The organism is Streptomyces sp. NPDC093109 (assembly GCF_040701725.1).
Taxonomy (GTDB): Bacteria; Actinomycetota; Actinomycetes; order Streptomycetales; family Streptomycetaceae; genus Streptomyces.
In genome coordinates this window covers 83,830-101,889 of the sequence record NZ_JBFBEZ010000014.1, presented here as the reverse complement: position 1 = coordinate 101,889, position 18,060 = coordinate 83,830, and the positions used below count along the sequence as shown (strand labels likewise).

Genomic DNA, 18,060 nt, shown 5'->3' with positions numbered 1-18,060 from the left:
ATGTACAAGAGAATGCTTCGCGCAGTGGTAGCCACTGCTTTCTCTGCGGCTCTGGCCTTCGGTGCGCTGGCCGTCGGCGGGGACATCGCTTGGAACGCGCCTGCCGGAACCACCACGCAGGCCGAGGCGCCGGGCGACATCGCATGGAACGTTCGGGCAGCGGCGTCGGGCGACATCGCGTGGAACTCCGTTCAGGACGGCGACATCGCCTGGACAGCGCCGACCAATACAAACGCATGACCGTCCCGCCGGACGACCGGGTCTTCCGGCGCGAGATGGCCACGGCCTACCGGTCGGGGTGGCACTTCATCGATCTGGTCACGGCCATCCCGCACCGGGGTGACTCGTTGATGGTCACTCTCTTCGGGGAGCCGGTCGTCGTCGTGCGCGAGGACGACGAGGACGTCCGTGCCTACCGTTGCCTTCGCAGGCCGCGAGGGGCCCCACGCCCCGTCCGGTGTGCCATCCGATACGACATGATCTTCGTCAACCTCGACCAGCGTGATCACCAGCTGGTCGGACCAAGAACCACCATCGCCACCCCCCGCAGCGCCTGAGCGATTCCCCCGTCGTTGTAAATCGCTCAGACGCTTCCCCCACACAGCGGCGCCATCGTGGACCTGAAACTCGATGGCGCCGCTGTGCTGCCCGGGTACGGCGCGGAGCGCCCGGACGGCCCCCGTCCGGAGCCGCCCCGCCGTGCCCGGGCCTCTCTGTGCCCACCGCGGGCTCAGCCGCGGCCGATCGCCCGGTCCAGCGTGATCTCGATGACGACCCGGTCCGGGTTGGGGGTCGGGACGCGGCCGTACCGCTCCTCGTAACGGCGCTCCGCGTCCGCGACGGCGTCCGCCTCCGTACGGACCGTGGCCCGGCCCTCCAGCGTCGACCAGTAGCCCTTCTTGACCTGGCACACGGCGACCCTGGGGGCCTCCGGGCCGGCCGCCGCCAGGATGTTGGCGACCTTGCGGCTGTTCTTGTTCGTGATCACGCGCGCGATCCCGGTCTCCGGGTCGTACGTCACCCCCACCGGGACCACGTGCGGGCTGCCGTCCGGCCGCAGGGTCGTCAGGGTGCACAGGTGGTGCTCGCGCCAGAACGCGAGAAGATCGGGACTGGGGGCGCGTACGTCATGAGCCATGCCGAAAGCGTAGGGCGATCCCCCTTGAGTGGAATAGACTCAACTTTGCGCATGCTGTGAGAGTCAGGGTGAGTCCCGGGCCGGGATTACCCGTACGGGAGCGCACCAGGTTTACGCACAGGTGAGGAGAGAGCGCAGTGGACGCCGAGCTGACGAACAAGAGCCGGGACGCGATCAACGCGGCCACCAGCCGCGCGGTGGCGGCCGGACACCCCGATCTGACCCCCGCGCATCTACTGCTCGCGCTGCTGGCGGGCGAGGACAACGAGAACGTCACCGACCTGCTGGCCGCCGTCGACGCGGACCAGGCCGCCGTACGGTCCGCCGCCGAGCGGCTGCTCGCCGCCGAGCCCAGCGTGACGGGGTCGACCGTCGCGCCGCCGCAGCCCAACCGGGAGCTGCTCGCCGTCCTCACGGACGCGGCGCGCCGGGCCAGGGAGCTGGGCGACGAGTACGTGTCCACCGAGCACCTGCTCATCGGCATCGCCGCGAAGGGCGGCCAGGCGGGCGCGGTGCTCGCGGAGCGCGGCGCCGCCGCCGAGAAGCTGCTCGACGCGTTCGAGAAGGCGCGTGGCGGGCGCCGGGTGACCACGGCGGACCCGGAGGGCCAGTACAAGGCGCTGGAGAAGTTCGGCACCGACTTCACCGCCGCCGCGCGCGAGGGCAAGCTCGACCCGGTCATCGGCCGCGACCAGGAGATCCGCCGCGTCGTCCAGGTGCTGTCGCGCCGTACGAAGAACAACCCGGTGCTGATCGGGGAGCCCGGCGTCGGTAAGACCGCCGTGGTCGAGGGCCTCGCGCAGCGCATTGTCAAGGGCGACGTGCCGGAGTCGCTGCGCAACAAGCGGCTGGTTTCGCTGGATCTCGGCGCGATGGTGGCCGGCGCGAAGTACCGGGGCGAGTTCGAGGAGCGGCTGAAGACCGTACTGTCCGAGATCAAGGGCAGCGACGGTCAGATCATCACTTTCATTGACGAACTGCACACCGTCGTCGGCGCGGGCGCCGGCGGCGACTCAGCCATGGACGCGGGCAACATGCTCAAGCCCATGCTCGCCCGCGGCGAACTGCGCATGGTCGGCGCGACCACCCTCGACGAGTACCGCGAACGCATCGAGAAGGACGCCGCGCTGGAGCGCCGCTTCCAGCAGGTCCTCGTCGCCGAGCCCTCCGTCGAGGACACCATCGCGATCCTGCGCGGACTCAAGGGCCGTTACGAGGCCCACCACAAGGTGCAGATCGCCGACGCGGCCCTGGTCGCCGCCGCCACCCTCTCCGACCGCTACATCACCTCCCGCTTCCTCCCCGACAAGGCCATCGACCTCGTCGACGAGGCCGCCTCCCGGCTCCGTATGGAGATCGACTCCTCGCCCGTCGAGATCGACGAACTCCAGCGCTCCGTCGACCGCCTGCGGATGGAGGAACTGGCCCTCAAGAACGAGTCCGACCCCGCCTCCAAACAGCGCCTGGAGAAGCTGCGCCGCGACCTCGCCGACCGCGAGGAGGAGCTGCGCGGCCTCAACGCGCGCTGGGAGAAGGAGAAGCAGGGCCTCAACCGGGTCGGCGCGCTGAAGGAACGCCTCGACGAACTGCGCGGCCAGGCCGAACGCGCCCAGCGCGACGGCGACTTCGACACCGCCTCCAAGCTGCTGTACGGCGAGATCCCCGGCCTCGAACGGGAGCTGGAGGTGGCCTCCGAGGCCGAGCAGGAGGCATCCAAGGACACGATGGTCAAGGACGAGGTCGGCCCGGACGACATCGCGGACGTGGTCGGCTCCTGGACCGGCATCCCGGCCGGCCGGCTGCTGGAGGGCGAGACACAGAAGCTGCTGCGGATGGAGCAGGAGCTGGGCCGCCGCCTGATCGGCCAGTCCGAGGCCGTACAGGCCGTCTCCGACGCCGTACGCCGCTCCCGCGCGGGCATCGCCGACCCGGACCGGCCCACCGGCTCCTTCCTCTTCCTCGGCCCGACCGGCGTCGGCAAGACCGAGCTGGCGAAGGCGCTCGCGGACTTCCTCTTCGACGACGAGCGCGCCATGGTCCGTATCGACATGAGCGAGTACGGCGAGAAGCACTCGGTGGCGAGGCTGGTCGGCGCGCCGCCCGGATACGTCGGGTACGAGGAGGGCGGCCAGCTGACGGAGGCGGTGCGCCGGCGCCCGTACAGCGTGGTCCTGCTGGACGAGGTCGAGAAGGCGCACCCGGAGGTCTTCGACGTCCTGCTCCAGGTGCTGGACGACGGCCGGCTCACCGACGGCCAGGGGCGGACGGTCGACTTCCGCAACACCATCCTGGTGCTGACGTCCAACCTGGGCAGCCAGTACCTGGTGGATCCGCTGTCGACCCCGGAGCGCAAGAAGGAGCAGGTCCTCCAGACCGTACGGGCGTCCTTCAAGCCCGAGTTCCTCAACCGCCTCGACGACCTGGTCGTCTTCTCGGCCCTGTCGCGCGACGAACTCGCCCATATCGCGGGCCTCCAGATCGAGCGCCTGGCCAAGCGGCTGGCCGAGCGCCGGCTGACGCTGGAGGTCACCCCGGCGGCGCTGGAGTGGCTCGCGGACGAGGGCAACGACCCGGCGTACGGGGCCCGTCCGCTGCGGCGGCTGGTGCAGACGGCGATCGGGGACCAGCTGGCGAAGGAGATCCTGGCGGGGGAGATCAGGGACGGGGACACGGTACGGGTGGACCGGGCGGGCGAGCGGCCGGAGGACGGGCTGATCGTGGGGGCGGGGCCGGCGGGGCCGGCGGGGCCGGCGGGGTCTTCGGGGCCGATGCCTCCGGTGGGGCCGACGTCGTTGGAGAAGACGCCGTAGGGTTCATTCGTTCGAACGTTCAAAGGCCGATGGCCAACGGTGTGGAGTACGCATGAGCGAGCAGTTGGTCACAGTCGTCACGGGCGGCAGCCGGGGCATCGGCGCCGCCATCTGCGAGCGGCTCGCGGCCGACGGCCACCATGTCGCGCTCGGGTACCACTCCGACGAGGCGGCGGCGGAGGCCGTCGCCGAGGCGGTACGGAAGGCGGGCGGGCGGTGTACGGCCGTACGGGTCGACACCGCCGACGAGGCGGACGTCGACCGTCTTTTCGAGACGGCGGCGGCCGAACTCGGCCCGGTCACGGGCCTGGTGAACAACGCCGGGGTCAGCGGCCCCGTCGGCCCGCTCGCCGACGCGGACGCGGCGGGCATCCGCCGGGCCCTGGACGTCAACGTCGTCGGCTACCTGCTCTGCGCGAGGCGCGCGATCCGCGACATGACCCGCACCGGCGGCGGCGCCATCGTCAACATCTCCTCGGCCGCCGCCACGCTCGGCAGCCCGGGGGAGTACGTGCACTACGCGGCGGCCAAGGGCGCCGTCGACACGATGACCATCGGCCTCTCGAAGGAGGTCGCGGCGGCCGGCATCCGCGTCAACGCGGTTGCCCCCGGCGTCATTTGGACCGAGTTCCACGCCGACCCCCAACGCCCGGAGAAACTCGCCGCCGGCATCCCACTGGGCCGCGCGGGCCAGCCGTCCGAGATCGCGGGCGCCGTCTCCTGGCTGCTCTCGGCAGACGCCTCGTACACGACGGGCACGATCCTGCGGGTGGCGGGCGGGCGCTGAGTGGGGGGGGGCGGCCTTTGCGCGGGGACGGGGCGCTGGTGTGACTTCCCGAAGACTGTGAATTTCACCAAGAGGTCAGATCTTCGATGAATTCGTTGTAGGAGCGGTTTGTTCCCTGGGGTGTGTCAAGCAGTCCCTGAGTCAAGGCTTTTGAGGCGATCTCAGGGCAGTCGCTCTCCCTGAAGCGCGGGCTGGTGAACTGTGCTTCGAGGTCTTCCTTCGGGGTCCGACGCCGTCCGGTGTCCCTTCCCCGCCATTGTGGGGGAATCTTCCACGACGGCCGGTGCAGGGGGAACGCGTCCGGGAAAAGCAGGAGCCATGCTTCGGACTCGGCGGCGGCGAGGGCATAGACGGATTTGGCGGAGGGAGCGGCCTTGGCAAGCGCGGAGGAGACGGCTCGTCGAGCCGTGTCGTAGGCCGGGCCGGGACAGGCGTCCATGTCCTCGTGGACCACGATTCCCACGAATTCACCTGCTTTCAGCCGAGCCTTTCCCTGCGCCTTTCGGACCAGAATGCGGGCTGCCGTCTCCAGCTCGGCACCCGACTTCCTGCGGAGTCGCACCGGGTCGCTGATCTCGGTGAGGCTGACGGTCTCGGCCAGGCCGGGATGAGCGGCCCTGATGAAGGAAGCCAGCATGCGGCGGTCGTTCGAACTCTCCCCGGCAAGGACGACGATGCCCTTGCTCGACGCCCTGTGTATGCCCCTACGGCTCACAGCTCGTCCTCCGTCAGATCGCCCCCGAGCACTCCGGAGAACCACAGCTCACCGAGCGGCTGGTCACCTGTTACCGCGACGATTTCCTCGATCTCTTCCGTCGACAGGGCCGGGATGATGGAAGCGCCGCTGTCGTCGCGGTCACACACGATGAATTCATGCGGCTCCAAGCGATCCACCAGCGCCGGTGAGTGAGTGGCCACGATGAACTGTGTCCGCTCGGAGGCCTCCCGCAGACGCTCCACAATGAGTTCCAGGGCTTGTGGGTGCAGGCCGTGGTCGATCTCCTCGACGCAGGTGAGCGCCGGGGGGTGCGGGTCGTAGAGCATGGCCAGCAGACCCAGGAGCCGCACCGTGCCGAACGAGGCGTCGGCCAGCGGGGTGGGGCGGCGCAGACCACGCTCGCGAAGTACTACAGCGAGCTGGTCGGCGTAGCCACCAACCTGTTCGAATTCGATGGCGTCCAGTTGGGGCAGAATCCGTCGGGCGTCCTTCGTCAACAGCTCCCAGCGGTGCTCATCGGTGCTCAGCTGGATCAGAAACGCGGCCAGGTTCTCCGCGTGAGACTCCAACTGGCCGGCACTGATGGAGTGGGTGCGCGTGGGCTGTCTCGCGGCCGAGACGTTCACGTCGAACACCCTGAAGGAAGAGAGCCGTTCGGCGACGCGAGTGACCTCCTCGCCGCCGTCCGAACGCCCCAGACGGGGCAGTGTGGACAGCCCGCTGCTCAGCCGCTGGATACCGAATCTGCCGCCGTCGGACTCCCGCCCCGCCCTCTTGTCGACGACGCGGGCCTCTCCGCCCGAGATGGTGATGCGCCGCCCTCTGCCCTGGGTGCGCTTGAACCGGAAATCCTCCTGGCGTGACAGCGAGTAGGAGTCGCGGTTGCTCGCCACGGAGCGCCGGCGAACAGTCAGCGAGTACTCATCCGGAGCCTTGACGCTCGCGTGCGTTGTCCATGTGGCCTTGAGTCGGATTTTCATCGACGTCGGGGGCTTCTCGCCGCCCCAGAAACTCACTTCGTCGAACCCGCCACGCTCATCGAGTGCGGGGCGGAGGTCGGTTCTGATGATCGCGGCGAGGAAGTCGAAGACCTTCAGGACGTTCGATTTGCCCACCCCGTTCGGGCCCACGAGTACGGTCAGAGGACCAAGGGGGATGGTCACGTCACGGAGACTGCGGAAGTTCTCGACGTGGAGTTCCAGAAGGCGGCCGGGCATGGGATGAATCTATCGGTTGAGGGTCGCGAGGTGGGGCAAGTCGCCCAACCGGCCGTCCACCGGCTGACCATATGCGGCCCGGGGCCGGTTGTCAGTGGTGGGTGGCAGTCTGGATGCCATGACACCGGGGGACGAAAACCCGAAGGCCGCGGCGTCCTGGACACTCGCGGACATCGAGCGCGCCGTGCGCGCGAGCTGGGCGGCCGACACCTGTTCACCGGACGATGTGGAGCGCGCCCCCTGGACGGGGGAGAACCCGGCGTGGGGACAGTGCGACATCACGGCGCTGGTCGTGCACGACATATTCGGCGGTGACCTGTTGGTCGCGGACGTCCGTCTCGGTGCCGAACAGCACGGCTACCACTGGTGGAACCGGCTGCCGGGCGGCGTCGAGATCGACCTCACCCGCGACCAGTTCCGGCGCGGCCAGACGGTGGGCGAGCCCCGGGCCGTCCAGCGCCCGCCGGGCCGGCTGCCCCGGCGGGCGGAGGAGTACGAGCTGCTGCGCGGACGAGTGGCGGAGCGGCTCGGGGCGGGTGGCGTGACGGACCGCGCCTGAGGCGCCTGCGGCTCAGCCGGTGGGTGGAGGGGGCCAGGTGGAGGACCGGGTGGAGGACCGGGTGGGGGTGTCGGGTCGAAGATCCACCCGTGCTCCGATCCGGTGGCGGGCGTGCGCGCGGATCGTGGTGGGTGAGGGGGAAGGCGCGATCCAAGGAGCCACGTCATGCTGTCCGAACTCACCCAGGCGATGATCGTCAACGGCGCCGTCCTGGCCGCCGTGTTGCACACCGACCTCGGCCGGGCCCGCAGGATCGGTCCGATGCGGATCCTGCGTCCCCTCGTCATGGCGGGCGCCATCGTTCCGCTCTTCATCGCACGGCCGGTCACCCACGGAACGGGCCTCACCCTCGAACTCGCCGGCGCCGCCGCGGGCGTCCTGTGCGGCCTGGCCGCCCTCGCGCTGATGCGCGTCCACCGCGCCGGGGACACCGGAGCGCCGGTCAGCGGCGCGGGCGCGCCGTACGCGGCGCTGTGGATCGTGGTCATCGGCGCCCGCGCGGCCTTCTCGTACGGCGCCGCGCACTGGTTCCCGGCGCAGCTGACCGACTGGTGCGTCACCCACCAGGTCCCGGGCGCGGCTGTCACCGACGGGCTGATCTTCATGGCCGTCGCGATGCTGCTGACCCGGACCATCGGCCTCGCCGTACGCGCCTACCGCCTTCCGCCGGACGCCCGTCTCCCGCGCGGCAAGCGCGGCGGGCGCGGCGAGCGCGGCGGGCGTGGCGAGCGCGGCCGCGGGTGGCTCGGTGGCGGCCGTGGGTCGCTGAGGGGGCGCCGAGGGCCGCTGAGGGGGCGCGCGCTCAGGCGTCCGGGGGCGGCCCGCCGCCGTTCCCGGCCAGGAGCGTACGGGAGGCGGCGACCGCGAGGTCCGCGATCGTTTCGATGTCGGGGCGGCGGCGGGCGAAGAAGCCGTCCAGGTGGAGCATGGCGTAGCCGTGGGAGGCCGCCGCCTGGTGTTCCAGCAGCGCGAGGGCGGCCTCGGGGCCCCCGCCGGTCGCCCGCAGGGCCAGCGCCAGCATCAGGTCGGTGAGCCCGCGCCCCGCCTCGGCCAGGGCGGCATCGTGCAGTTTCTCCAGCCCGGCGGCGAAGATGATGTTGAACCCGGCCCCCCGGTCGCCCACGTACCGTACGTACGCCCCCGCCATCGCGGCGAACCGCTCGGCCGGATCCGTACCCGCGCGGTCGGCGGCCTGCCGCAGGTGCTCGGTCAGTTCGGTGGCGGCCTGGGTGGCCACCGCGGCCATCAGATGGTCGCGGTCGGGGAAGTGCCGGTACGGCGCCGCCGTACTCACCCCGAGCCGCCGTGCCACCCGCGCCACCGAGAAGTCCGCCGGGCCGGACTCCGCGAGCAGTTCGAAGCTGGCCTCGATGACCGCCGCGCGCAGGTCGCCGTGGTGGTACCGGGCTCGCTGCGGCTTGCCCTCGCTTCCCGGACCGGTGGTGGTCATGGGCTGTCCCCCTCGGAGCCGGCCTGGAGCCTGGCGCGGTAGATGTGATAGCTCTCTTACTGTAGCGTTGTGATAGGCCACTTACATTGGCCGTCGCCGCAAACGGAAGGGAGCCCCCCCATGTCGGGAACGGGTTCGGGTATGGATTCTGGGACGGATCCCGGTATGGATCCCGGTATGGACTCCGGGATCAAGGACAAGGTCGTCGTCATCACCGGAGCCAGCAGCGGAATCGGCGAGGCGACAGCCCTCCTGCTCGCCGAGCGCGGCGCGAAGATCGTCCTCGGCGCGCGCCGGGACGAGCGCCTGTCGGCGCTCGCCGCCCGTATCGAACAGGCCGGCGGCGAAGCCGCCCACGCCCGTACGGACGTCACCCGGCGCCAGGACCTGACGGACCTCGTCCAGCTCGCCCTCGACCGCTTCGGCCGGATCGACGTCCTCGTCAGCAACGCCGGAATCGGCCCGATCTCCCCGATCGACGACCTGCGCGTCGAGGACTGGGAGCAGATGATCGACGTCAACTTCAAGGGCGTGCTGTACGGAATCGCCGCCGCCCTCCCCGTCTTCCGCGCGCAGGGCTCCGGCCACTTCGTGAACACCGTCTCCACCGCCGGCCTGCGCGTCGTCCCGCTCCAGGCGGTGTACGCCGCCACGAAGAACGCCGTACGCACCGTCTCCGAGGGCCTGCGCCAGGAAGCCGGCGACAGTGTGCGCGTCACCGTCGTCTCGCCGGGCTTCGTCCACACGGACTTCGCGGACTCCATGACGGATCCGGAGATGAAGGCCCGGATCCTCGACCGGCGGGACCGCATCGCCATCCCCCCGGACGCCATCGCCCGCGCGATCGCCTTCGCCGTCGAACAGCCGCCCGGCGTCGATGTGGGCGACATCGTGGTCCGGCCCACGGCTCAGGACTGAGCGGCCGAAGGTCCGGGGCTGAGCGGCTCATGGACCGGGGCTGAGCGGCTCACGGGCCGGATGACGAATCCGTGACCCGTTGAGATGCGGATGGGGTTGCCACCCGTGGCCCGGGATGGGGGAGGATGGCAGGAACCGTACGAAGGGAAATTCACGGTGAGCATCGACCCGTCCTCGATTCCGAATTTCGGGGGCAGCCAGCCCCAACCGCAGGGTGCAGGACCGGCGGGCCCCGTCGTCCCTGACCAGGACCTGGTCAAGCAGCTCCTGGAGCAGATGGAGCTGAAGTACGTCGTCGACGACGAGGGCGACCTCGCGGCGCCGTGGGAGGAGTTCCGGACGTACTTCATGTTCCGGGGCGAGGACGACCAGCAGGTCTTCTCGGTGCGGACGTTCTACGACCGCCCGCACCCCGTCACCGACAAGTCCAAGATCCTGGACGCGATCGACGACTGGAACCGCCGCACGCTGTGGCCCAAGGTCTACACGCACGTTCACGAGGAGGGCGACGGTCCGCCGACCGTGCGGCTCATCGGTGAGGCGCAGATGCTGATCGGCATGGGCGTCAACCTTGAGCACTTTGTGTCATCCACGGTCAGCTGGGTGCGCGCCTCGATCGAGTTCGACAAGTGGCTCGTCGAGCAGTTCGACCTGGAGCCGGGCGACGAGAAGCCCGAGGACGTCTGAGCCACGTCTGAGCCACGCAGGCTGAGCCGCCTGAGTCGCCGGGGCCGTACCGCGGCCCGTCCGGCCGGGGGCGCGATCGCTGAGATCGCGTCCCCGGCCGGTTTTTTTCTGCGTTTGCGGCGATGGCGTCGTACGGTCCGCGCTCGCTCGGAAAGCGATGGCTGTCGCGGGTGCGCGCGCTCTAGGGTCGTCCCCCGTGACCGAACTCCCGCCCCACCTCTCCGCGACCACGGACGCGTACGACGCCATCGCCGTGCGCTACGCCGATCTCGTCCGCGATCACCTCGACGCCCTTCCGCTGGACCGCGCGATCCTCGCCGCGTTCGCCGAACTGGCGCGGACCGCGGACGCCGGGCCCGTAGCCGAGCTGGGATGCGGTCCCGGATACCTGACCGCGCACCTGCGTGGCCTGGGGCTGGACGCGTTCGGCGTCGACCTGTCGCCGGTGATGATCGGCCTGGCCCGCGCCGCGTACCCCGACCTGCGGTTCGATGTCGGGTCGATGGACGCCCTGGACATGGCCGACGGCCGGCTGGGCGGCATCGTGTCCTGGTACTCGGTCATCCACGCACCGCCGCGCGAACTCCCTTCGTATCTGGCCGAGTTCCGCCGAGTTCTGGCCGTGGACGGCACGCTCCTGCTCGGTTTCTTCGAGTCCGAGGGCGGTCCGGTGACGGCGTTCGACCACAAGGTGACGACGGCGTACCGCTGGCCCGTCGACGACCTCGCCGGGCTGGCCGGGGAGGCCGGGTTCGTCGAGGTCGGCCGGATGCTGCGCGAGCCCGGGGAGGGGGAGCGGTTCCGCCGGGGGCATCTGCTGATGCGGGCGCGGTAGCGGCCCCTCCGTCAGCGGGTGGCGCCGACTTCGTAGTCGGGGAGTGTGAGCGCCGAGTACGCACCCTGTTCCCGGCCGCCCGCGAGGGGAGCGGGATCCCGCAGGGCCTTGTTGCGCCGCGCCAGCTCTTCGGCCGTACGGGGCAGGATGGTGGTGCTGCCGGTGTCGGCGAGCGCCTGGTTCACGCTCACGAAGTCCCGTATCCGGTTCTCGTACGCGGCGAAGGCCGCCGAGTGGCCCTGGTGCGCGGCGAGTTCACCGGCGAGGACGTACGCGCCGACCAGCGCGAGGCTCGACCCCTGCCCCGAGAGGAAGGACGGGGCGTGGGCGGCGTCGCCCGCGAGGGCCACCCTGCCGGTGGACCAGTGGGGCAGGCGGATCTGGCTGACGGTGTCGAAGAACAGGTCGTCGGCGGTGCGCATGGCGGCCACCATGCGCGGGATCTCCCACTTGTCGTCGGCGAACGCCTCGGCCACGAGGTCGCGTTGGGCGGCGGGGTCGCGGAAGGCCGCGAAGGGCGGTTCGGGCCGGATCACGTTGAGGAAGCCGTGCACCTGGTCGCTGTCGCCCACGGCGTAGAGGACCGCGGACCTGCCCGGGACGTTCCACATCAGGGCGCTGTGGGAGAGCCCGAGGTGGTTGGGCAGGGTGAATCCGGCGAAGCAGTAGCCGAGGTACCGGTGGTACTGCTCCTCCGGGCCGAAGACCAGGCTCCTGGTGTGCGAGTGGAGCCCGTCGGCGCCGATCACCAGGTCGAAGGTGCGCCGGGCGCCGTTGCGGAAGGTCACGTCCACACCGCCGGCGTGGTCGTGGAGGGTGCCGATGGAGTCGTTGAAGAGGAACTCGACGTCCTCGCGGACGGTGTCGTAGAGGACGTCGGCGAGATCACCGCGACGTACTTCGAGGTCGCGGCCCTCGACACCGCCGGTGATCTCCTCGGGCGGGAGGGAAGCCACCCGGCCGCCGTCGGCGTCGAGGAAGGTGATCTCGCGGCTGTCGACGTGCGCCGCCCGGAGCCGCGGGAGCAGGCCCATGCGGGTGACCACCTCCAGCGCGGTGCCGCGGATGTCGATGGGGTAGCCGCCACCACGTACCGCGTCGGCCTTTTCGACGACCGTGACGCGGAAGCCGTAGCGGTGGAGCCAGTAGGCGAGCGCGGGGCCGGCGATGCTGGCGCCGGAGATGAGGACGGTGCGCTGTTCGGCTTCTGTGTTCATGGGATGGGCCCTTCCCTGGTCAGATACGTAATTTAGGTATCTTTATTGAGCGCGCGGCGACGGACTGAGGGTGTGCTGCGCATGGAGATGACTATATACCTAACTTAGGTATCTAACGAGGGATGCGGGATGGATCCACAGCAGCCGGACGCGGCGGCGGTGCCGGACGACGGCCGTGAGCAGGGCGTACGTGAGGAGGGCGTACGTGGGGAGGGTGGTGTGCGTGAGGATGACGTACGTGGGGAGGGTGGTGTGCGTGAGGATGACGTACGTGGGGAGGGCCTGCGTGAGCAGGAGGTGCTGGCCGTGCTTCCCCGGCTGACCCAGATCGGCAGCATCATGAACCGTGGCCGGCTGATCGAACGCGCCATGGAGGCCGCCGCGATCCACGTGGACCGGCCGGCGATGGGCGTACTCCTGTCACTGCACACGGCGGCCCGCCCGCTGAGGATCGGCGAGATCGCCGCGCGGATGCAGGTCGTGGGCCCGCACGTCACCCGGCAGGTGAACGAGCTGGAGCGGCGCGGCCTGGTGGTACGCGTCACCGACCCCGACGACCAGCGAGCCCGCCTCATCGAGGCGACCCCCGACGGCGCGAAGGCGACCGAACGCTACGTCGGCACCATCATCGGCTGGTTCGCCGACGCCCTCGCCGACTGGCCCCAGCAGGACCGCCAGGACTTCGGCCGCCTCCTCGGCCGCTTCGCCGACGACGTCACGGCGCGCCTGGTGGCCCTCGACAACGAGCCGCCGCCGACTGCGGAGTGATGCCGATGCCGATGCCGACGACGGCTGGTCGCTGGGGTGTTGTCGGGTGCAGGTTAGAGCAGTGTTGAGTGGGGTGGGTGGGTGGCGCGGGTTGTTGGGAAGGGGGGCCGCCCCTCCAGCTGTGAGTGTCGCGACTCCGGGACAGGTGTAAAGGGCGCTCCTGCGTCGCGTCGGCTGCGCCGATTTCGCTTCGCTACACCCTTGACTCCTGTCCCGGAGTCGCAAGTGCGGGTGTGGGAGGGGCGGCCGGGGGGAGGGGGTTGCCCGGGGGACCGGCCGGGCTGCCACTCGGTTCAGGGTCCGGCGGCCCGGCCGGTCCCTGCGGGGCTGCGCGGCAGTGGCATGGGGCTGCGGGGCTTGTCTCGGCGGCTGACGGCCGCCGGGTGGCTGGCATTCATGCCCCGCTGGTAACTGTTGCGTTGTGGTGCCCGGGAGGCGGGTTGTGCCTGGTGTCCGGTCGGGGTCTTCGGGTGGTGTCCGGGGCGGGGAGTGTGACGTTGGAGCCACTTCGGGCCCGTCAGATGGTCGCAGCGTCGCAGTCGTCGGGATCGAGGAGCCCACTCCCGTCAACATGTCCCATATGGGTTGGTTTGGCAGGTGGTTGGGGGTCTCTCCGGGCGGCACATGTGTCCTGAGGTGCGTTAGACGCCCTTCTGGATGCAAAGACGGCCTCCGGGAGCCCACTTGTTGCCACACGGGTCCCAGCAGTCTCTGCTCCCACTCCACGGTGATCAGCGGGGCGTGTGTCGCAGCCAGCGGCGGACCGTTGGCCGCTGAGCCGGTGTCGGGCCGCCCCTCTCCTCTGCTGCGTGGCCCCGCAGGGTCCACCGGGCCGCCGGTCCCTGAGCCGAGTGGTAGGACAGCGGACCTCTTGGGCCCCCCTTCCCCCGGCCGCCCCCCTGCTCCTGCACTTGCGCTGGAGGGTTGGGTGTCAGGGGTGGAGCGCAGCGGAATCGGCGTAGCCGACGCGACGGAGGAGCGCCCTTGATACCCGGCCCGGAAGCGCGACAATGACAGCCGAAGGGGGCGGCCCACGCTCAACACTCGCCCTCGTACACCCTGGTCTGCCTCTTGGTACTGACCTGCGGGTTGAACCCGGCGGCCACGGACTCGAGTGGCGTGAACGGTCACTTCTGCGTCCGTCCGGCTCTACCACGCTTGCCCACCCTGTCCAGCGCGGCGAATGCGCACCGTCCCCCGCGTACGCAGGAGTCGGTGCTTCAGGGGCGTTGCGAGGGGACCGGTTGGAGCGTGGGCCAGTGGGTGAGCATTGACTCGCGCAGGGTTCCGGCGAGTCGGCCCAGCTCTTCGAGTTCGCTGCCGTCGGTGGCCATGCGGTTGATGACCCCGAGACGGTGGACGAGCCGCTGCCGGGCCGTCGCGGTGCCCCACTCCCAGTCCTCGTCCGGGATCTTGGCCAGATGGTCGGTAGCACCGCGGTACGCGCGCTGGACCAGCGCGTCGCCTCGGATCAGCCAGCCCGCGCACGCGTCGGTGAGGTCGTTCGGGACCTCGGTGCCCGTGGCGTGGTGCCAGGCGGTGCGGTAGGCCGCCTCCGCCGCGTTCAGTAGTGGCTCGGTCGGAGCGGTGACGCACCAGCAGGTCGGAAAGCCGATCCGCAGGTAGGCGAGTTCCATGAGCCCGTCGCCGAGTGAGGCCTGTTCGAAGTCGATGAACCTGATGCCGCCGCCATTGACGCCACCACCGGTGTGCAGGTCGTTGCCGGGGCAGGGGTCTCCGTGCAGCAGGGCGGGCCGGCCGGGGGGCCGGGCCAGCCGGTCCACGAGGTCGTCCAGCGCGGTCCGTACCCCGGAGGACACCGCACAGCCGAGCGTCCGGGCGAGCCGGAGGAAGGATTCGACGTCGTTGTGGGTGGGGCCGGACCACTGGGGGAGAGCTGCGGCGGGGCCGGGGCCGGGGCCGTCGGTGGTGGAGGGGGAGGCTGTGGCGGAGGCGTGGAGCCGGGCGAGTGCCTCGGCGTAGTCGACCACCCAGTCGTCTGCCGGCTGCCGATGGTCCACGTACTCCAGGACCAGCATCCTTTCGGCGGGGTCGGTACCGAGGAGCCTGGGCACAACAGGTGGTTCGACCCTGGACGCGAGCCGCAGCGCGGTCGCCTCGCGCGCGTACCTGTCGGCGGCCTCCGGCCCCTCGACGAGCTGCTTGACCACCACGGGTGTGCCGGACAGCTCGGCCTGCCACACCCGCGAGCGCGGACTGCTGGTTAGCCGCCTGGCGTTACGCGGCGTACCCAGCTCGGCCCGCAGCTCTTCACTGAACAGAAGTGGTGACTCCATGGCCTCATCCTTCCACTCGGATGAAACCCTCTCGGGTAGTTATGGTCCCGAATGCCTGGGTGCAGGGCCGGGGTGCCGGGTTGGTGAGGGGGTTGCCCGTCGGCCGTCGGCCGACGGGCCGCTGTTTGCTGGGATTCATGCCCCCGCTGGTCGCCGTGGAGTGGGAGCAGGGGCTGCTGGGACGTGTGTGGCGGTAAGTGGGCTTCCGGAGGCGGTCTTTGGGCCCTGGAGTGCGTCTAATGCACCTCAGGACACATGTGCCGTCCGGAGAGGCCCCCAACCGCCCGCCAAACTATCTCATATGGGGCATATCGTTGGGGGTGGGGTGCTTGTTCCCGAGGAGGGTGACGCTGCGGTCGTCTGGCGGTCCGGATGTGGCTCCAACGTCGCACTCCCTGCTCCCGGGCACCGCCCGAAGACCCCGGACCGGCCCGAGGACCCGGCCGGACAGCAACTCCCGTCCAGCTCCCCGGCACCACAACGCAACGGTGACCAGCGGGGCATGAGTCGCAACCAGCAACGGACCGTCAGCCGCTGAGCCGGTGTCGGAGCGCCCCTCTCCTCTGCTGCGCGGCCCCGCAGGGTCCGCCGGGCCGACGGCCCCTGAACCGAGCGGCAGTCCGGCCGGCCCCCCGGGCAACCCTCTCCCCCCGGCCGCCCCTCCCGCACCTGCACTTGCGCCGGAAGGGCAGGTGTCAAGGGTGTAGCGAAGCGTAATCGGCGCAGCCGACGCGACGCAGGAGCGCCCTTTACTCCTGTCCTGGAGGCGCGACACTCAAAGGCTGGAGGGGCGGCCCTGCGCCCACAACCTCCGCCACCGGCCCACCCCTGTCTACCTCTTGGTACTGACCTGCGGACTACAGGCCCTCGGTGTGCTTGGCGAGTGTCACGAGGTCTGACCAGGCGGCCGGGGTGAGCAGAAGCTCGGGGCCGTGCGGGCGCTTGGAGTCGCGTACGGGGACGGTGCCGTGGGCGGTGGCGTGGGTGGGGGACCACTCGACGCAGTTGCCGCCGTCCTGGTTGCTGTAGCTGGACTTGACCCAATTGCGCAGTGGGACATCTTGAGTCACAGTGCCTCCATTTGCTCGCGGATCATTTCGGCCGATGCGGTCGGCGAAAGAGCCGTAGCCGTCAGGACATCGTAGGCTCGTGACATTGACCGGACCGTGGCGGGATCATCCTCGATGACTGCTGAGTTGAGTGACTCCGTGTAGACAACCCGGGTGCCGTCCGGTGCGGTCAGGAGGCTCATGGAGCCGTCCATGAGTAGGTGTGATCCGGTGCTGAACGGCAGCACCTGCACGATGGTGGTGTGACGGGTTCCCTGAGACAGCAATGTTGCCAACTGGCCCCGCATCACCTCTGGACCGCCCACGGCCCGTCTGATCACTGCCTCGCAGATCACGATCGACAGGTCTGGAGGCGACCCCTTGCGCAGCAGTTCCTGCCGGGCCATCCGCGCATCCGCCCGGGCCGTCACCTCGTGGTCAGTTGCTCGGGGATTGCCCGCTCTGAACAGTGCGCGCGCGTATGCCGCCGTCTGGAGGAGTCCGGGGACCAGGTTCGGTGACCACTCGGCGATGGCGATGGCTCGGGTTTCCAGTGCCATCCGGCGGCGGTACCGCGAGGGGAAGTCGTTCACGCGTGTTTCGTCGTACAGGCGCTTGAAAATCCCGTCTGTTTTGAAGATTTGATCGAAGAGGGCGGGAAGATGGCTCGGAATCGGCGGGACCGCGTTTTCGATGCGGGAGATCGTGGACTTCGATGTGCGTGCCAGCTTGGCCAGATTCGTCTGTGACAACCTGCCGTCGGGCCGCAACTCCCTTGCATCCCTTAGGGCTTCCCCGAATCGCTCGCGCGGGCTGTTTGCCTCTTCGGTGCTTTCTTGTTGATCGGTCATTGAAATACCCCTTGACCATGCGTCTGGGAATCAGGTTCGGCGCCCCACGTCTGTGCAGGTCACAGCGGTTTCGTGCGAAGCGAATCGACCACTGCGCAGGTTGGGCCGCTGGAGGCTTCCCAATCTAGCGTCCGCCATTGCACTCTGAACACCCCCGCTCACAATCCGTAGTAAGGGTGCACGCATTGGTGAAACGCGACGTAGATGAAACAGCCATTCGAGAGCTGCGGACGTTGATCGAAAGCGGCGGGTTCTGGCGGCTCACGCCCTCCTGGGTGCCGCGCGAATTCGCCTCTCTTACGCCGGAGTTGGCCAGGCGCGTCGAACGCGGGCTCAGGGGAATCGAGGAGTTGACCGATGGGGAGCAGCGAGGCCCGGTGGGTGCTGGCGCGGCTGACGGAAGCATTCGGTGTGAATGGAGCGCTCATGGCACGGAAGGGGCCCGACTCGTACGGGCCGGAGGGGGCCGGGAGCGTGGGTGGCTCGGACGGCTCGGACGGCCCGGACAGTCCCGACAGCACGCCTCGTCCGGACGCGGCGGACGGCGCGGATCTCGTCCCCGGGTCCGTCCTGCGGTGGCCGCCGTGCGAGTGCGGTGGGCCGAAGTGTCCGGACTCCGGTCCCGGGGGCTCCGGCTCCGGGGACGCTGGTCCGGGGAATGCCGATGGCTTGCTCAGCCGGCGGCTCGCCGAGCGGAATCGGCGCAGCAGTCGGGGCGGGGTCTGACCGTATGGCACGTATGGCACGTATGGCACGTAC

Annotated in this window: 17 protein-coding genes; 9 read left to right on the top strand and 8 right to left on the bottom strand. The window is 69.9% G+C overall.

What is annotated here, in order from left to right; genetic code table 11:
* Together AB0389_RS16100 and AB0389_RS16095 are read left to right on the top strand one after the other, a co-directional pair.
* Positions 1-240, top strand: a complete 240-nt coding sequence (locus tag AB0389_RS16100) for a 5'-nucleotidase (RefSeq protein WP_366396011.1) — start codon at positions 1-3, stop codon at positions 238-240.
* Entirely contained in the window at positions 237-557 is a 321-nt protein-coding gene (locus AB0389_RS16095; protein ID WP_114660598.1) for a (2Fe-2S)-binding protein, read from the top strand. Before AB0389_RS16100 ends, AB0389_RS16095 begins: the two co-directional genes overlap by 4 nt.
* Before the next feature lie 173 nt (positions 558-730).
* On the opposite strand, the gene AB0389_RS16090 is transcribed toward AB0389_RS16095, so the two are convergent.
* A complete protein-coding gene (locus tag AB0389_RS16090) occupies positions 731-1,138 on the bottom strand; it encodes a TIGR03618 family F420-dependent PPOX class oxidoreductase (protein ID WP_366396010.1) in 408 nt (135 codons plus the stop codon).
* 137 nt (positions 1,139-1,275) lie between these two features.
* Here AB0389_RS16090 and clpB point away from each other — a divergent pair, with 137 nt between their 5' ends.
* Positions 1,276-3,948 (top strand): ATP-dependent chaperone ClpB, encoded by a 2,673-nt coding sequence (gene clpB, locus AB0389_RS16085; protein WP_366396009.1) that lies wholly within the window; start codon positions 1,276-1,278, stop codon positions 3,946-3,948.
* A gap of 52 nt (positions 3,949-4,000) precedes the next feature.
* Positions 4,001-4,735 carry an SDR family oxidoreductase gene (locus AB0389_RS16080; RefSeq protein WP_366396008.1) on the top strand — a complete coding sequence of 245 codons (735 nt, stop codon included), beginning with the start codon at positions 4,001-4,003 and terminating at the stop codon, positions 4,733-4,735.
* 64 nt (positions 4,736-4,799) lie between these two features.
* Here AB0389_RS16080 and AB0389_RS16075 read toward each other — a convergent pair whose 3' ends face one another.
* Positions 4,800-5,372 (bottom strand): hypothetical protein, encoded by a 573-nt coding sequence (locus tag AB0389_RS16075; RefSeq protein WP_366396007.1) that lies wholly within the window; start codon positions 5,370-5,372, stop codon positions 4,800-4,802.
* A gap of 74 nt (positions 5,373-5,446) precedes the next feature.
* Positions 5,447-6,670, bottom strand: coding sequence for an AAA family ATPase (locus AB0389_RS16070; RefSeq protein ID WP_366396006.1), 1,224 nt, complete (start codon positions 6,668-6,670; stop codon positions 5,447-5,449).
* 118 nt (positions 6,671-6,788) lie between these two features.
* On the opposite strand from AB0389_RS16070, the gene AB0389_RS16065 reads away from it, so the two are divergent.
* Complete coding sequence (locus AB0389_RS16065) at positions 6,789-7,229, top strand: hypothetical protein (protein ID WP_366396005.1); 441 nt, start codon at positions 6,789-6,791, stop codon at positions 7,227-7,229.
* 802 nt (positions 7,230-8,031) lie between these two features.
* Here AB0389_RS16065 and AB0389_RS16060 read toward each other — a convergent pair.
* Complete coding sequence (locus AB0389_RS16060; RefSeq protein ID WP_366396004.1) at positions 8,032-8,679, bottom strand: TetR/AcrR family transcriptional regulator; 648 nt, start codon at positions 8,677-8,679, stop codon at positions 8,032-8,034.
* A gap of 165 nt (positions 8,680-8,844) precedes the next feature.
* On the opposite strand from AB0389_RS16060, the gene AB0389_RS16055 reads away from it, so the two are divergent.
* From AB0389_RS16055 to AB0389_RS16045, 3 genes are all read left to right on the top strand, one after another.
* On the top strand, positions 8,845-9,597 hold the full coding sequence (locus tag AB0389_RS16055; protein WP_366396003.1) for an SDR family oxidoreductase: 753 nt from the start codon (positions 8,845-8,847) through the stop codon (positions 9,595-9,597).
* A 156-nt stretch (positions 9,598-9,753) separates the two neighbouring features.
* A complete protein-coding gene (locus AB0389_RS16050; RefSeq protein WP_366396002.1) occupies positions 9,754-10,284 on the top strand; it encodes a YbjN domain-containing protein in 531 nt (176 codons plus the stop codon).
* 196 nt (positions 10,285-10,480) lie between these two features.
* Positions 10,481-11,119, top strand: coding sequence for a class I SAM-dependent methyltransferase (locus tag AB0389_RS16045; RefSeq protein WP_366396001.1), 639 nt, complete (start codon positions 10,481-10,483; stop codon positions 11,117-11,119).
* An 11-nt stretch (positions 11,120-11,130) separates the two neighbouring features.
* Here the strand turns inward: AB0389_RS16045 and AB0389_RS16040 are convergent, their stop codons facing one another.
* Positions 11,131-12,336 (bottom strand): FAD-dependent monooxygenase, encoded by a 1,206-nt coding sequence (locus AB0389_RS16040; protein WP_366396000.1) that lies wholly within the window; start codon positions 12,334-12,336, stop codon positions 11,131-11,133.
* 129 nt (positions 12,337-12,465) lie between these two features.
* On the opposite strand from AB0389_RS16040, the gene AB0389_RS16035 reads away from it, so the two are divergent.
* Positions 12,466-13,104 carry a MarR family transcriptional regulator gene (locus AB0389_RS16035; RefSeq protein WP_366395999.1) on the top strand — a complete coding sequence of 213 codons (639 nt, stop codon included), beginning with the start codon at positions 12,466-12,468 and terminating at the stop codon, positions 13,102-13,104.
* Positions 13,105-14,324: 1,220 nt separating this feature from the next.
* On the opposite strand, the gene AB0389_RS16030 is transcribed toward AB0389_RS16035, so the two are convergent.
* From AB0389_RS16030 to AB0389_RS16020, 3 genes are all read right to left on the bottom strand, one after another.
* Entirely contained in the window at positions 14,325-15,401 is a 1,077-nt protein-coding gene (locus AB0389_RS16030; protein WP_366395998.1) for an aminoglycoside phosphotransferase family protein, read from the bottom strand.
* A gap of 857 nt (positions 15,402-16,258) precedes the next feature.
* A complete protein-coding gene (locus AB0389_RS16025) occupies positions 16,259-16,471 on the bottom strand; it encodes a DUF397 domain-containing protein (protein WP_366395997.1) in 213 nt (70 codons plus the stop codon).
* A complete protein-coding gene (locus AB0389_RS16020; RefSeq protein WP_366395996.1) occupies positions 16,468-17,301 on the bottom strand; it encodes a helix-turn-helix transcriptional regulator in 834 nt (277 codons plus the stop codon). The genes AB0389_RS16025 and AB0389_RS16020 overlap by 4 nt, the downstream gene beginning before the upstream one ends.
* Positions 17,302-18,060 lie beyond the last annotated feature (759 nt).

Excerpts from the sequence above, each read along its gene's own strand:
- AB0389_RS16030 (WP_366395998.1), bottom strand. The coding sequence starts at position 15,401 with ATGGAGTCACCACTTCTGTTCAGTGAAGAGCTGCGGGCCGAGCTGGGT.
- AB0389_RS16100 (WP_366396011.1), top strand. The coding sequence starts at position 1 with ATGTACAAGAGAATGCTTCGCGCAGTGGTAGCCACTGCTTTCTCTGCG.
- AB0389_RS16075 (WP_366396007.1), bottom strand. The coding sequence starts at position 5,372 with ATGCTGGCTTCCTTCATCAGGGCCGCTCATCCCGGCCTGGCCGAGACC.
- AB0389_RS16035 (WP_366395999.1), top strand. The coding sequence starts at position 12,466 with ATGGATCCACAGCAGCCGGACGCGGCGGCGGTGCCGGACGACGGCCGT.
- AB0389_RS16080 (WP_366396008.1), top strand. The coding sequence starts at position 4,001 with ATGAGCGAGCAGTTGGTCACAGTCGTCACGGGCGGCAGCCGGGGCATC.
- AB0389_RS16020 (WP_366395996.1), bottom strand. The coding sequence starts at position 17,301 with ATGACCGATCAACAAGAAAGCACCGAAGAGGCAAACAGCCCGCGCGAG.
- AB0389_RS16095 (WP_114660598.1), top strand. The coding sequence starts at position 237 with ATGACCGTCCCGCCGGACGACCGGGTCTTCCGGCGCGAGATGGCCACG.
- AB0389_RS16065 (WP_366396005.1), top strand. The coding sequence starts at position 6,789 with ATGACACCGGGGGACGAAAACCCGAAGGCCGCGGCGTCCTGGACACTC.
- AB0389_RS16070 (WP_366396006.1), bottom strand. The coding sequence starts at position 6,670 with ATGCCCGGCCGCCTTCTGGAACTCCACGTCGAGAACTTCCGCAGTCTC.
- AB0389_RS16090 (WP_366396010.1), bottom strand. The coding sequence starts at position 1,138 with ATGGCTCATGACGTACGCGCCCCCAGTCCCGATCTTCTCGCGTTCTGG.
- AB0389_RS16060 (WP_366396004.1), bottom strand. The coding sequence starts at position 8,679 with ATGACCACCACCGGTCCGGGAAGCGAGGGCAAGCCGCAGCGAGCCCGG.
- AB0389_RS16055 (WP_366396003.1), top strand. The coding sequence starts at position 8,845 with ATGGATCCCGGTATGGACTCCGGGATCAAGGACAAGGTCGTCGTCATC.
- AB0389_RS16040 (WP_366396000.1), bottom strand. The coding sequence starts at position 12,336 with ATGAACACAGAAGCCGAACAGCGCACCGTCCTCATCTCCGGCGCCAGC.